The organism is Hydrogenophaga sp. A37 (assembly GCF_002001205.1).
GTDB lineage: Bacteria > Pseudomonadota > Gammaproteobacteria > Burkholderiales > Burkholderiaceae_C > Hydrogenophaga.
In genome coordinates this window covers 1-14184 of the sequence record NZ_MUNZ01000154.1, presented here as the reverse complement: position 1 = coordinate 14184, position 14184 = coordinate 1, and the positions used below count along the sequence as shown (strand labels likewise).

Annotated in this window: 9 protein-coding genes; all 9 read right to left on the bottom strand. The window is 63.8% G+C overall.

Annotated elements, in window-relative coordinates; all coding sequences use genetic code 11:
- Positions 1 to 8 precede the first annotated feature (8 nt).
- Complete coding sequence (locus B0E41_RS21470) at positions 9 to 1976, bottom strand: acyltransferase family protein (protein WP_077334290.1); 1968 nt, start codon at positions 1974 to 1976, stop codon at positions 9 to 11.
- Between the two features lie 86 nt (positions 1977 to 2062).
- Positions 2063 to 3205 (bottom strand): NAD(P)-dependent oxidoreductase, encoded by a 1143-nt coding sequence (locus B0E41_RS21465; RefSeq protein ID WP_077334288.1) that lies wholly within the window; start codon positions 3203 to 3205, stop codon positions 2063 to 2065.
- A gap of 106 nt (positions 3206 to 3311) precedes the next feature.
- Positions 3312 to 5246, bottom strand: a complete 1935-nt coding sequence (locus B0E41_RS21460) for a nucleoside-diphosphate sugar epimerase/dehydratase (RefSeq protein ID WP_077334286.1) — start codon at positions 5244 to 5246, stop codon at positions 3312 to 3314.
- A gap of 28 nt (positions 5247 to 5274) precedes the next feature.
- Positions 5275 to 5835, bottom strand: a complete 561-nt coding sequence (locus B0E41_RS21455) for a sugar transferase (protein ID WP_077334283.1) — start codon at positions 5833 to 5835, stop codon at positions 5275 to 5277.
- The gene (locus tag B0E41_RS21450) at positions 5832 to 6776 is read right to left on the bottom strand and encodes an SDR family oxidoreductase (protein ID WP_077334281.1); all 945 of its coding nucleotides are present in this window, start codon (positions 6774 to 6776) and stop codon (positions 5832 to 5834) included. Before B0E41_RS21450 ends, B0E41_RS21455 begins: the two co-directional genes overlap by 4 nt.
- Positions 6777 to 7721 carry a glycosyltransferase family 2 protein gene (locus tag B0E41_RS21445; protein WP_077334279.1) on the bottom strand — a complete coding sequence of 315 codons (945 nt, stop codon included), beginning with the start codon at positions 7719 to 7721 and terminating at the stop codon, positions 6777 to 6779.
- Between the two features lie 73 nt (positions 7722 to 7794).
- Positions 7795 to 9498, bottom strand: a complete 1704-nt coding sequence (locus B0E41_RS21440; RefSeq protein WP_077334277.1) for a DUF2142 domain-containing protein — start codon at positions 9496 to 9498, stop codon at positions 7795 to 7797.
- A 33-nt stretch (positions 9499 to 9531) separates the two neighbouring features.
- Positions 9532 to 11706 carry a glycosyltransferase gene (locus B0E41_RS21435; protein WP_077334275.1) on the bottom strand — a complete coding sequence of 725 codons (2175 nt, stop codon included), beginning with the start codon at positions 11704 to 11706 and terminating at the stop codon, positions 9532 to 9534.
- An 8-nt stretch (positions 11707 to 11714) separates the two neighbouring features.
- The gene (locus tag B0E41_RS21430; protein ID WP_143433953.1) at positions 11715 to 13808 is read right to left on the bottom strand and encodes a glycosyltransferase family 4 protein; all 2094 of its coding nucleotides are present in this window, start codon (positions 13806 to 13808) and stop codon (positions 11715 to 11717) included.
- Between the last annotated feature and the right edge of the window lie 376 nt (positions 13809 to 14184).

The window sequence follows — 14184 nt, the reverse complement described above, 5'->3', positions numbered from 1 at the left end:
GCGGTGCGTCAGGGCTTTCTGAAGATCAATGGGGCCAACTGGTCCACGTAATAGACCATGGCGCTGGTGGAGAGGTGGCCGTAGTCGTAGGACAGTGGCTGAACGGCGTCGTCGGTCAGGCGGGTGAGGCAGCCCTGCGCATTGCAGAAGAAGTCCATACCGGAAATGAACTCGATGCCCATCTTCTGGGCGCGAGCGCGCATCTGGACGGTCGCCGTTCTGACTTCGGGGTCGAGGAACGCTTCCGGCAACCGCAAAGGAGGCCTGGCCTGCACCGGGCCCTTTTTCCACTCTTCCAGAAGAATCTGAGGCAGGTGCTTTTTCCAGTAGGGTACGGCGCCCAGCATGATGATGCGAGGAACGCCGGCCTTCTTGATCTCCTGTACCGTGGCTTCGAGGTTGCGAAGGTCGTAGCGTTTGTTGTGCCACCACGAATAGAGGATCACGACGTCGGGCCTGGCCTCACGGATTGCCTGGATCGTGTCGTCGTTGAGGCTCCTGCACAAGGGTCTCGGCTCAATGCCCAGCACCGACGGACAGATCGCGGCGGTGCGTTCTCCCAGGCCAAACGGGTACTTGCCCGACGCTTGCAGCGCCTTGAAGCCCGGGTACAGGGAGCCCGCGTGAGAGTCGCCCCAGATGAAGACCAGCGGACGCTTCTTTTCGATGCAGAAGGCCTTGTAGTGCGACGGCGGCAGCCTGTAGTCCAGCATGCAGTCTTTATCGCGCCAACCTTCGATGATGGCCGTGCGTCCGCCCTTGGACATCATGTCTCGCACGATGTCGGGAAAACGGTGGTCAAAACCGTCGTTGCGGTAAGTGGCGTATCCCGCGGCTGCCATCAGGGCCATGGCCGCGCACAGGGAGGCGGTGATGGCCTTGCGGTTCAAGCCGCCGAATCGGATGGGCTTTTCCACCAGTTGGTAGGTCAGCCACGCCAATGCCACCGCGAGCAAGACCCAGCCCGTTTGGTGCTCCCAACGGGGCAGGCCCCCGGCTTCGATGTGTGCAAAAGACAGCAGGGGCCAGTGCCACAGGTAGAGTGGGTAGCTGATGAGGCCGATCCACACCAACGGCTTGCTGGCCAGCACATGGCGGTTGAACCACGCGTGCGGACCGGCGGCGATGAGGAGCACCGACCCGAGTGCCGGCAGCAGCGCCCACCAGCCCGGGAAGCGTCGCTCTGGGTGGACGGTGAGCAGCACGAGCACCAACAGACCAGCGCCGGTCCATGCCAGCAGGTTGTTGTGTTGTGGGGTTGACGCCGGCCACCCGGGCGGATCGGTCCACAGCCGTGGTTTGAACAAGGCCCCCAGGCCGACACGGTGCACGTGCATGGCCGCCAGCATGGCGCCCACCAGCAACTCCCAGAAGCGTGATGCGGGGTTGTAGAAGGCGGCGGTGATCTGGCCGCGCACCAGGTAGAGGTTGATCAGGAAAGAGACCAGCATCAACACGGCGATCCAGCGCACGGCGTTCAGGCGCCAGCGGTGAACCGCCCACAGCGTCAATGGCCACAGCATGTAGAACTGCTCTTCGATCGCCAGCGACCAGAGGTGCAGCAGGGGCTTGTTGGCCGACGCAGCGTCGAAGTAGCCCGCTTCGTTCCAGAACGCAAAGTTGGAGATGAAGGCGCTGCCTGCCAGGATGTGTTTGCCGACCTGTTTGTAGTCCACCGGGAGCAGCTGGAACCAGCCCATCACGATGACGGTGGTCAGCACCAGCAGCAAAGCCGGGAAGATGCGTTTGATGCGCCGAGCGTAAAAGTCGATGAAGCTGAAGCGCTGCTTCTGAAGCCCGGCGAGGATGATCGAGCTGATCAGGTAGCCCGAGATGACGAAGAAAATGTCGACACCGACGAAGCCGCCCTGGATCTGTTCGGGAAACGCATGGTGCAGCACGACCGAGACCACGGCAATCGCACGCAGACCGTCGATGTCCGGACGGTATGGGGCATGTGGGATGTCAGCGGACATGAGTCGGACGAGGCAACGCTGGACGCGTCATGTGGCTCGAACGCTGCAGCGGGGCAGGGCCTTGGGGCCGCCCCCAGGCCTGACGCTCAGGCGTAGAGTTGACGCGCGATGGCGAGTGCGAGGGTGTCCGGGAGTTCGACGTCGTCGAAGCTCAGCGTCTGTCCGGCGCTCACGGGCCGCGTGATCACAGCGTCCTGAATCATGCCGATCGGCACATGCCCGCGCACATCGCCGATGCGGGCAGCTTCACCGCGCACCTGGAACCCGCCTATCGCGCGATGGATGCGTGTGCCCACTGGCAGGTCGGTTTTGGCAATCCCGACGATGGACAACGTGGGTTGGCTGGAGTTGTTGAGCAGCACACCGCCTCCGTGCAGCACGCGACGCACCGTCTTGATGATTTCGTATTGGCACAGGTGGAACGGGCGGACCAGCACGTAGTAAGGACCGTCGCCGAGCTTGAGGTAGTTCAGCGCTTTCCACTCCGATTGGTCGTGGGTACCCACCACGAACACGCCGGCGTTGCCGGGCGCCAGCACATAGTCCGAAATGGCCTGTCCCACCCCTGACGCCGTGCGGGCGAGCTCGATGGCCGCCTTGGTCACATCGATGGCCTTGGGGCCTTCCATGCCCTGGCGGGTGATGGTGGCGCCAAAGCCGTTGGCGACCAGCGCCTGCTCAATCTGGATCTTGGTGCCGTCGGTGAAGGAGGTGGTCTGTTCGACGCTGATGCCCTGCTTGCCGGCCCAGTAGGCCATCTCTTCGGGCTTCGGATGGTGGTTCAGAAAGCCCTTCATGTTGCCGTACACGAGCGGTTTGAAGCCCATCATCACCGCTTCTTCACGCAGGGCTGCGATGGAGCCGGGCTGATCACCCTCGGCTTCGGTGAGCAAACCCTTGTCAGCGAACCAGGAGCCGGTCGTGACGTGGAACTCCGAGTTCATGGTCACCACCGGTTTGCCGGCGCGCAGGGCGGCGTCGATGACGCTGGTGGCGTGCAGGACGTCACCGCTGCACTCCACGATCAGGTCCGACTTGTCCAGCAGTTCCTGCACCGATGGGGTGAGCTTCGCGGGAAATGGAAACCCGTCTGTCTGCCCCAAAGGGCGGCGCGTGAGCACCACGCTCAGGTCGAGATCGGGTGCGTGGTTGTGGACCAGGCGGGCAAAGCCGCTGGCAATGAATCCCGTGCCCACCAGGCCAATGCGTTGTTTGTTTGAGCTGTTCATGTCTGTCAGACCTTTGATCGATAAGGGTGAGGTTGGGCCGCCGTGGCGGTCGGTGGATGGCGCCAAGCAGATGCGCGCCCAGCCCACCGAGGACCTGCGGGCGCTGCTACACGCTGTAGCGCAGGCGGCTGTCAGGGCCGGCCGCTACCAGGCCCTGGTCGTTGGGTGTGTAGCCTGCTACCAGCTCGATGAGAAGCTCCTTGGTGCCTTCTACATCTCGCCGGTCCAGCATGGCTTCGAGTTGTTGCAACTTGTCCTGAAGCACCGGCCAAGCGAGGAATTCCTCATGGGCCTTCATGATGCGGGGATGGGAGGTCGGACGCGGGTGGTTGCCGATGAGCAGTTCTTCAAACAGCTTCTCGCCGGGGCGCAGTCCGGTGATTTCGATCTCGATGTCGCCGTCGGGGTTGTTTTCGCTCCGCACACACAAGCCCGAGAGCTCGATCATGCGGGTGGCGAGATCGAAGATCTTGACGGGATCGCCCATGTCCAGCACGAACACATCACCACCCTTGGCCATGGCGCCGGCCTGGATGACCAACTGGGCCGCCTCGGGGATGGTCATGAAGTAGCGGGTCATGTCGGGGTGGGTCACCGTGATCGGGCCACCATCGCGGATCTGACGCCGAAACTTCGGCACCACCGAGCCTGAAGAGCCCAGCACATTGCCAAAGCGCACCATGGAGAAACGGGTCTTGGGAGCCGTGGCGGCCAGCGCCTGCAGCGCCATCTCCGCGAGCCGTTTGCTTGCGCCCATGATGTTGGTTGGGCGCACGGCCTTGTCGGTGCTGATCAGCACGAAGTCGGTCACGCCAACTTCGGCGGCGATGCGGGCGGCGGTCAGGGTCCCCAGCGTGTTGTTCCGGATGCCTTCGATCGGGTTGTGCTCAACCAGGGGCACGTGCTTGTAGGCCGCAGCGTGGTAGACCGTGTCGGGTTTCCAGTCGGCCATGATGTCGCGCAGGCGCTGGGCATCGCGCACCGAAGCCAGCACAGGGACCAGCAGGGTGTGGTCGGTGTCGGCCTTCTCCTGCAGTTCCTGCTGAATTTCATACAGCGCGAATTCACTTTGTTCCACCAGCACCAGCGTGGTGGGCGCCACCGCCAGGATCTGGCGGCACAACTCGCTGCCGATGGAACCACCGGCACCGGTGACCAGCACCACTTTGTCGGAGATGTTTTTGCCCAACAGGATGTGGTTGGGGCTCACCGGCTCGCGGCCCAGCAGGTCGTCGATGTCCAGCTCGCGCAAATCGGAAGTGCTCACCATGCCCTGAGCGAGTTCGCTCACGGCCGGCAAGGTGCGCACTTGCACGTGAGCGCGGAGCATCTGCGCGATCATCTCGTTGCGGCGATGCCGGCTCACCGAGGGGATGGCGAGCAACACGGTGCTGACCTGCAGCGAATTCACCAGGCCCGGCAGGTCGGCGGGGCTGTAGATCGACAGCCCGTTGAGCACGTGGCCGTGCAGACGGTCGTCGTCGTCCAGAAAACCGACCACCCGCATCTCGTGGCTGTTGGCCATGGCGCCAGCGAGTTGCCGCCCTGCATTGCCAGCGCCATAAATCAACACACGGGGCAGCGCCACCATCTTGAGCTGGTTGCGGTACAAGCCGCCGAGCCAGAAGCGCGCCAGCATTCGCGAGGCGCCCACCGTGAGCAGCAGCAACATTGGCTGGATCAGTCCCACGGTGCGGGGCACGCCATCGACGCCGAAAGCGGTGAACACCGAAGCGAACAGCAATGCGTACACCGCGACGGCCTTCATTACCGTCATCAGGGCAGACAGGCCGGAGTAGCGGAAGATGGCGCGGTAAAAGCCGTTGACCACGAAGATGGGCAAGGCCACGGTGAGAGACACCACCACTGCCCAGAGCGGCTGCCAGTAGCTGTCGCCCGCGAGCCTCACCCACTCACCAAGTCGCAGATAGAACGCCAGCCAGACCGTCAGCACGCACAGCGCCGCATCGACAGACAGCACCACCACGCGCTTGGCGGGCCTGGGCATGGCCAGGATGGGCAGGGCAAAACGGTTGAGCATGGGTGTCTTTTTCGAGGTCTGGGGTGATTCAGTGGTTGACACCATCGCGGCGCAGCACCCGCCACACTGTGAGAAAAATGATCTTCAGGTCAAACCCAAATGATTGACGCCGAAGGTACTCGGCGTCGAGGCAGACTTTGTCCGGGATCGGCAGCTCGTCGCGCCCGTTGATCTGGGCCCAGCCCGTCAGGCCGGGCACCAGGCGCTCCACGCCCACCTCGGTGCGCAATTGGATCAGGTCTTGCTGATTGAACAGGGCGGGCCTGGGACCCACCAGGCTCATGTCGCCCCTGAAAATGCTCCAGAGTTGTGGCAATTCGTCCAGACTGGTTTTTCGGAGAAACGGGCCCACAGGCGTCAGGTATTGGTCGGGTTCCGACAGCAGGTGGGTGGCCACGGCGGGCGTGTCCAGTCGCATGCTTCGAAATTTGGGCATCTTAAAAATGCGGTTGTTCCGACCCACCCGATCACTCCAATAAAGCGCCGGCCCGGGGGAGGTCCAGCGGACAAGCAGGGCGATCAACCCGATGGGCACCAACAGCCAAAAGCCGACACAGACCACGAAAAAGAGATCGAAGGCGCGCTTCATCTCATGACATCCTGCACCGCGAGCTTCAGGCCTTGCTGCACCGACCAAGGCGGCGACCAGCTTAAAACTTCCCGAGTATGCCCGATGTCGACCTGCAGAGACCCCATCAGCCGCTCGATTTGAGGGGTCTGACCCGTCAGAAGACCCGCAAGACGGAGCCAAGAAACGGGCACTGGCAACAGAGTCGCACGGCGCCCCATGGCCGCCGCCAAGCCCCGGATCAGCTCGGGTGTGGACATGTCCTGGTCGTCGGACGCGAGAAAAGTTTGACCCGCCGCATTGGGGTGGTCGGTGCAGATCTGGAGCAAGTCGGTGAGATTGCCCAGAGCCAGCAAAGAGCGGTGGTTGTGAATGCCACCGAATGGCAACGGAAGACCTTTGGCCACCAGTTGCATCAACTTCAGGAAGTTGGCTTTGACACCAGGTCCGTAAACCAGCGGAGGTCGCACGACCGCGATCTCCAGCCCGGTGGTGGCCGACACCTTCCATAGAGCCTGCTCGGCCTCCCATTTGGATTGCCCATAGGCGTCTTGCGGGGCCGGCGGTGTGTGCGCCTGAAACGGGACGCCAGGCAGCGTCTGCTCGCCATGCACTTTCAACGAGCTCACAAACACCAGGCGCCTGGCGCCGGCTGCTGCGGCCGCCAGAGCCAGCGCTTGTGTTCCCTCGACGTTGACCCGTCGAAATGCACCCAGCGGATCAGGTTCGTCATCTCGCATCACATGCACCCGCGCCGCGCAATGCACCACGCAGTCGATACCTTGCAGCGCGTGGGACCAGTCGGTCTCGGGGCCCAGATCGCCGACCACACGGGCATCCGCCTGCTCCAACGTCGCGGTTCGCACCAAAGGAAGCACGGAACGCCCTTGTTCCCGCAGGCGCGCGCACAGGGCCCGACCCACGAAGCCGCTGGCGCCGGTGACCGCTATCGTTCCAGTCATTTACCGCTTCTGGTCCCGGTTTTCGAGGGTCAGCGAGCGGACCTCCTCCATCAGCTTGCGGTTGGCTGAGAGCAGGTCGGCGACGAAGGCGATCAGGATGGTGTGGAAGCCCATGATGAGCAGTGAACTGGCCAGGATCAGCGACTGCACATGACCGTCGTAGTCCTCGGTCAGCCATTTGTAGAGGAAACGCAGGCCGATGAGAAAACCCAGTGCAAAGAGGGTCAGCCCGATGGACGCAAAAAACCGGAACGGCCGGTAGATCACGAACACACGGATGATGGTGATGATGCTTCGGCGGATGTATGAAGAAATGCTCTTGACCAGACGCGAAGGTCGCAGGTCGCCATTGACCCGGATCGGCACCGAGGTGATGGCCATGTTCTTCTGTCCGGCCTGGATGATGGTTTCCAGCGTGTAGGTGTAGTCGCTGAACACGGTCAAACGGCGCGCGGCCGAGCGGCTCATCGCGCGAAAGCCGCTGGGGGCGTCGGGGATGTTGGTCTTGCTGGCCACGCGGACGACCCAGCTGCCCAGCTTCTGCAACAGCTTCTTGACCGGGCTGAAGTGTTCAATGGCCTCGATGGGGCGGGCGCCCACCACGATGTCGGCCTTGCCATCCAGAATGGGCCGGGTCAGCGCGGGGATGTCGTCGGCGTTGTACTGGTTGTCTGCGTCGGTGTTGACGATCACGTCCGCACCGTGCTCCAGGCAGGCCTGCAGACCGTTCATGAAGCCGCGCGCGAGGCCCTGGTTGCTGGTGTGACGCACCACGTGGTCCACGCCATGGGCCAAGGCCACCTCGACCGTGTTGTCGGTGCAGCCGTCGTCGATGATCAGCCACTCCACCTGGTCGAATCCGGGCACTTGGCGCGGCAGCGCGGCCAAGGCGATGCCCAGGGTGGCTGCTTCGTTGTAGCAGGGGATCTGAATGATGAGTTTCAAGTGGGACTCCGTTGAATGTTGATCTGGTTGATCTTGTGTAGGGGGCTTCAGCAACCTGCGTGATGGAGCGGGGTTAGGGTGGGCAGCCGTCGGTGCGAAGGTGGCCGAAGCTGCCATCCCGGAACTCGGCCATCAACCGGATGTCGCAGGCGACCAGCGTGCCGGGGAGGCGGCGGGCGGTGAAGGCGAAGCCCGCGTTCATGGCGTTGGGCGTGCCCAGGGCCGCAGCGACATCCTCGCGCTTCACCTGCACTGGCATCGACGCAACGAATTGATTCTTCGCGAGAATCCAGAGGCGTTGCACCTTGTCGCCGCGCTGCGCGTCAAACACCCAGCCCTTGGCACGCAACTCGCCATTGGTGAGGGTGAGGGTTTCGAGCCGCCCGGTCACGGTCTCGCGCAAGGGCATCTGCAGCGGCTCGGTCTTGAGGGGGCTGCGGTCGGTGTAGTTGAGATTCTGTGGCAGGTCTTGCAGTGCCTGTTGCTGTTTGAGCAGGACGAGCGGCGACGATGCCCAGAAGACCCCGAGGGCACTGGCCGCAAACAGGGCGGTGACCGTCTGCTTGAACCAGCCCGGTTGGCACAGCACGAAGAACGGGAACCAGATCACGGGCAGCAGGTAGGCGTAGTAGCGGGGCTGCAACCCAGACAGCATGCCATTGCCCAGGTACGCCCGGTAGCCGAACACCAGGTGCAAGGTCAGGGTGGCCAGCGTGGCCAGCGCCACCGCATCGAAGAAGCGGACGGCCATGCGGTCCGCCGTCAGCAACGGTGTGCTGAACCTCACCACCAGCCAGCCCACCAGAGGCAGGCAGACCATGGCGTAAAAAACCGGCAACCACTTCTCTTCGATGGGCGCCACGCTCAAGTGAGACAGGATGCCTGGCAAACGCCGCCACATGGTGTAGACGAACTCCTGGCTGTAGCCCAGAAAGTCCAGTGGCGCCAGAGGCGCCACGAGCGCATAAAGATCGGCAGGTTTGGGGAAAAACGAGCCGTGCGTCAGCCGGATGGCGATGTAGTACCCGCCCACAACGGCCGCGAACACCACGCCGTGGCGCCAGGTGCTCTGCAGCAGCATGACGGGGTGGAGTCGGCGCAGGTTCAACACCGCCAGGGCGCCGAGGAAAAACACCATGAAGGCCGTTCCGGTGGCCTTGGTGAGAAAGGTGATGAGCAGGCCCAGCAACAAGACGGTGTACGACCCCGTGTGGCGTCCGGCACGGGCTGGGTTCATGGCGCGCGCGAGGCCGTAGAACCCCATGGCCATGCCGGTGTAGAGCAGGGTGTCGTTGGTGACGCTGCCGGCCAGGTAGGCAAACATGGGAATGCCTGCGCAGGCGAACAGCGTGAGCGCGACCGCACCGGGCTGCATCTTGAATTCGCGCGCGGTCAGCACCGTGAAGATCAGGCCCAGGCCGACAAAAGCCACCCCGAACAGGCGGAACACCAGGTAATTCGCTTTCGGATTGAGCGAAAAGACCTTGCCCACCACGCCCAGGGCGCTGTAGTACAGCGCCGGGTGCGCCAGGTAGTTGGGAGACTGTCCAAAGCCCATAAGCTTGCCCGTCTTGAAATCGGGCAGGGCGGCGGGCGACTGGATGCTGTCGCGGATGTAGGACAGGTGCGGCACCTCGTCCGGCGGGTAGCTGTAGGGCGTGTTGTAGGCCATCACGACGCTCTGCAGGACGATGAACACGAGCATGAACAGCGCCAGCGGCATGTGGGCCCAGGTGCGGTAGCCCTGGGCACAGACTGAAAGCAGGCGCTTGATCATGTTCGGTCGGTCGGGTGATGGCGTTGGCGCACGTCAGACGGGCTCGGCGTGCCGGACGCGGGGTGGCCACGCGAGACCGAAGTCTTCGTGGTCCAGCGTCAGGTTGGGGCTGTAGGCGGGGTCGTTCGCCATCAGCGTCGGCCAGCGTTTCCACATGTGGTCCACCTCGCTCTTGAAACGGGCTTTTTTCTCCGGCGTGTCCTCGTAGCCGCGCGTGGCCGACTCGTGGTGGAAGAGCACGGCATGCGGCGTGTAGAGGTTGCGCAAGCCAATCTCGATGAACTTGAGGCACAGGTCCACATCGTTGCAGGCCACCTTCAGGTTGACCGAATCGAAGCCACCCACGCGATCGAAGTGCTTCTTCTGCACCGCCATGCAGGCGCCAGTGACGGCGCTGAAGTTGCTGGCCAGCGAGGCGCGCCCCACGTAGCCGTGCGACTGGTTGAAGAAGCCCTTGTGCGAATGCCCCGCCCAGCCGCCAATGCCGACAATCACGCCCGCGTGCTGGATGGTGGCATTGGGGTACAGCAGCTTGGCGCCCACGGCACCAATGCCGGGGCGGCAGGCCTGACTCACCAGCTCTTCCATCCAGTCGTGCGCGATGACCTCGATGTCGTTGTTGAGGAAGCACAGCACCTCGCCCGTGACCTGGGCCGCCGCCAGGTTGTTGATGGCCGAATAGCTGAAGGGCGAGTCGTCGCGGATGACCTTGAAGTTGTCGGCCTGCGCCTGCTCTGCGAAATAGGCGAGCGCGGCCGGATCGTCCGAGCCGTTGTCCACCAGCAGGATTTCGTAGTTCTTGTAGCTGGATTTGGTCTTGATGCTCTCGATGCAGACCTTGACGAGCTGCAGCGCATTGCGCGTCGGGATGATGATGCTCAGCTTGGGCGCGGGCGTCGGCACGCGGTAGCGCACGCGGTAGCCGTGGCCGATGAACTGGGCTCGCCCGCTGACCTGGGTGCGCTTGAAATGGTCGTTGAGCGCGCGCTCGCCCGCCAGCATGGCGTAGGGCTTGATCGTGAGGTCGGCCGTGGCGGTGCTGCCGGCGTGGGCGCGCCAGTGGTAGAGGATGAAGGGCACGTGCACGATCTGGGCGGGCGTGACGTGCTCGATCACGCGCAGCACCAGGTCGTAGTCTTGCGCGCCGGCATAGGCTTCCCGCAGGCCACCCACCTGGTTCATCAGGTCGCGGCGGTAGAAGGCCAGGTGCGTGACGAGGTTGTGCGAATAGAACAGGTCGAGGTTCCAGTCGCACTTGAAGTAGGGGTCGTAGCGTTTGCCGTCGTCGCCGATCTTGTCTTCGTCCGAATACAGCAGGCGCGCGTCCGGGTGCTGGGCGATGGCCTTGACCATGTACAGCAGCGCGTGCGCGGGCAGCACGTCGTCGTGGTCGAGAAAGCTGATCCAGTCGCCGGTCGCCAGTGCCAGCGCGCTGTTGGTGGCGGCGGAGATGTGCCCGTTCTTCTCGCGGAACACGATCTTGATGCGGCGGTCGCTGGCGGCGAGCTTCTCCAGAAAGGGGCGCACCTCCGGATCGGGCGATGCGTCGTCGGCGATGCACAGTTCCCAGTTCGGGTAGAGCTGGTCCTTGACCGACTGGACCGCCTGGTCGAGCCAGTCGAGATTGGCGTTGTAGGTGGGCATGACCACCGACACCAGGGGCTGGTTGGGCAAGGCCGCCAGCTGTTGGCGCATCAGCCCGACCGCCGCGGCATCGGGCGTGTCGTAGCGGCGCACCCACTCCTGGTAGTCGCGAGGGTCGAAGGCCTTCGGGGCATGGTCGGCCACCGCGGCGTCAGGTGCGAGCGCATCGGGCGTGGCGGCGTGGCGAGCCTGCTGCAAGGCCATTTGCCATCCCTTGCCGGCCGCCATGGCTTCGCGGAACACCCGCACCGAGTACGTCACGTCCTGCGCCAGCACGCTGAGCTTGCGCAGCGGCGCCGTCACGCGCCAGCTGCTGGACCGGTACATGTTCTGAATGTGCGCGCTGTGCACCTTGGCCGCTTCCTGATGCGCGAGCACTTCGTTGGTCAGCACGGAGATGCGCTGTTGCGCGACGATCAGCTGCAGGTTGCGATCGGTGTAGTCCTGCAGCAAGTCGAGCAACTGCTGCTCGCGGTCTTTGAGTTCTTCTGCCAGTTGCAGGCGCTCGTCTTCGGCGGGCAGGGCGCTGGGCGAGGAAGTGGCGGTGGAGTCGTTGCTTTGCATGGGGGCGATCAGATCAGGTCGGCTGTGCGCAGCTCGCGCAGGCGGCTGCGGTAGGCCGCGGCCACCGCTTCGATGGAGTAGTGGGTCTGGATGTTGTGGCGTGCCGCCTGGGCCACGGCCCGGGCTTCGTCGCGCTGCTCGAACACCCGGCGCATCTGCTGGCGGGCCTGGTCTACATCGGGGTCGCGCCAGTACTGGCCTTCATGGAGGATGTAGTCGCTCGGCGTCAATGCGACGAGGGGGCCATCCACGAGGAAGCTGGTCTGCGGGGTGCAGAAGTCCACGTTGCCAGAGAAGTTGGTGGTCACGGTGGGCAGGCCCAACAACATCGACTCGGCGATGATGCGGCCGAAGCCCTCGGAGCGGTGCAGCGAGACATAGGCGTCGCACGAGGCCATGAGCTGGGTCAGCTCGACACGGCCCATCGTGCGGTCGATCACCACCACGCGGTCATCGCCGTTGAGCTCAGCCTCCAGGGCCAACCAGGCGGCCGACGTGCGGTCCAGGCTGATGGCCTTGATCACCAGACCGACGCCACGCTCGGTGCCGAAGGCCGACTTGAAGGCGCGCACGGCCGCGATCGGGTTCTTGCGCGACAGCCAGGAGTTGCCGTCGAACATCACGAGGAAGTGGAAGCGGTTGGCCGGCAACCCGAACTGCGCACGGTTGGCGCCGGTCGGTGCGGGCACTTCCACCGCCAGGGGCATCTTGCGCACCGGCTTGTCGGTGCGTCCGGCAAAGGCGTTGCGAACGAATTCGCTGAACACCCAGATCTCGTCCACCGAACCAATCACACCCATGAGGTGCTCGGGCCAGACGGGCAGCTCCCAGTGCCAGGCCCCGACGTTGTAGGTGCCCGAATTCAGCAACTGGCGACCGCCCTCCATGCCCAGGCGGATGATTTCCGTGGGCGGCAGACAGTACAGCGAGACCGGCCAGCGCGGCTGCTCGACGATCAGCGAGTCCAGCGAGTGGTCCAGCTTGTCGGGCCCGGGGATGGGCACGTCGATCACGGCGTGCGGAACGCCCGCGAGTTGCGCCGAACGCGCAGCCATGCGCACGTCTTCCGCGATTCCGATCACGCTGCGGGCGTAGCCGACGATGTTGATGCCCGGCTGTTCGGCCGACGGGTCGGCGAAGAGCTCGGACACGCCGGCGTATTCGGTGTTCCCATGCTGCGCCCACCAGGCCAGCAACTGCTCACAGCCCGGCTTTTGGCGCAGGTCAAAGGCCTGTTGCAGGTCGCCACGCGTGCACCACACCATGTAGACCGGGTAGGGCAAGGGCATGGCGCAAGCACCACCCGGCGCCTGCAGAGCGTTGAACCCGGCGGCCCGCTGATGCAGTTGCCGGCGCAGGCCGGTATGGTTCATCAGCGACCACGCTGGCACAGCAAATTCCGCGCAACCGCTGCGGTGCCACCACAGCAGGCCGTTGAACCCGTTCCTTTCTGACACCGGGGCGAACTGAGACGGGTCGAGGTCGCTGCGCCCCGCAACGATCAGCGACAGCACATGAGGCCAGGGCCACTGGTCGGCGCCGTGGGCATCGACGACCAACAGCTCGGGCGCCAGTCGCCAATCGACGCGCAAGTGCTCTTTATGGCCGAAGTTGAACCACCAGCGCAGGAAGCCAATGCGACCTTCCGCGCTAGCGATGTCGTGCGAGGCTTGTAGATCGGGGCGGTCACCCCAGATCAGGCACAGCGGCTTGGGCAGGCCATCGGTGAATGCCTCGCTGCCGATAACCGCTTCACGGCTGTGTTTCCGGAAACCGGGCATGAGATCGAGCGCCGTCGGCCAGTTGCCCTGCAGCGCATACGACAGGCCTGTGCCGCCTTCTTCCAGGAAGCGGTCAACGCTGTACGAGGAGAGAAAGGCGCGGTCTGCGTCACTCAGACACCACTCGGTTTCTGGGTATTCCAGGTGCAGTCTGCGCTCCCACCAGACGTAGAAGACGATGCGGTCCTGTACACGAAGAAGGTCAAAGTGTTTCAGGTCCGGGCGAATGGCCACCACGACCTGGATGCCTGCCGGCACGCTCATGGGCCAGTCCACTTGCCCGATGGGCGCCTGAGCAGACCAAGCGGTATGTGATGTCACCAGTGTTCCTGTCTTCGAGAGCCCGGCAGGGGCAGGTCAAGTCCGTGGACGAAGACCCCAGCCGGCACTCCGGCAGCCCGTCCCGGGCAACCGACGATTATAAGTTCCCCCTTTGAGGGACCTGGATGGGACAAGGCCCAACGCAAAAGACGCTTGCTTCAGACGGAGGCCACGGGCTTAGTTGCCGGTGGTTGCATTGCCAGCCGGTTGGTACGTTTGACGCCCGCGACGCTGCGTTGGTTGATCCTCGGCGGATTCAAATCTGAAGTGCAACACCCTGGGGTTCAATGAACGAGGGTGGAATGCTGCGGGCTGTTGAGCAGGAGTTCTCGATAGACCGCCAAGGGTGATCGTACGCTCAGGCCTTTGCGAGGCC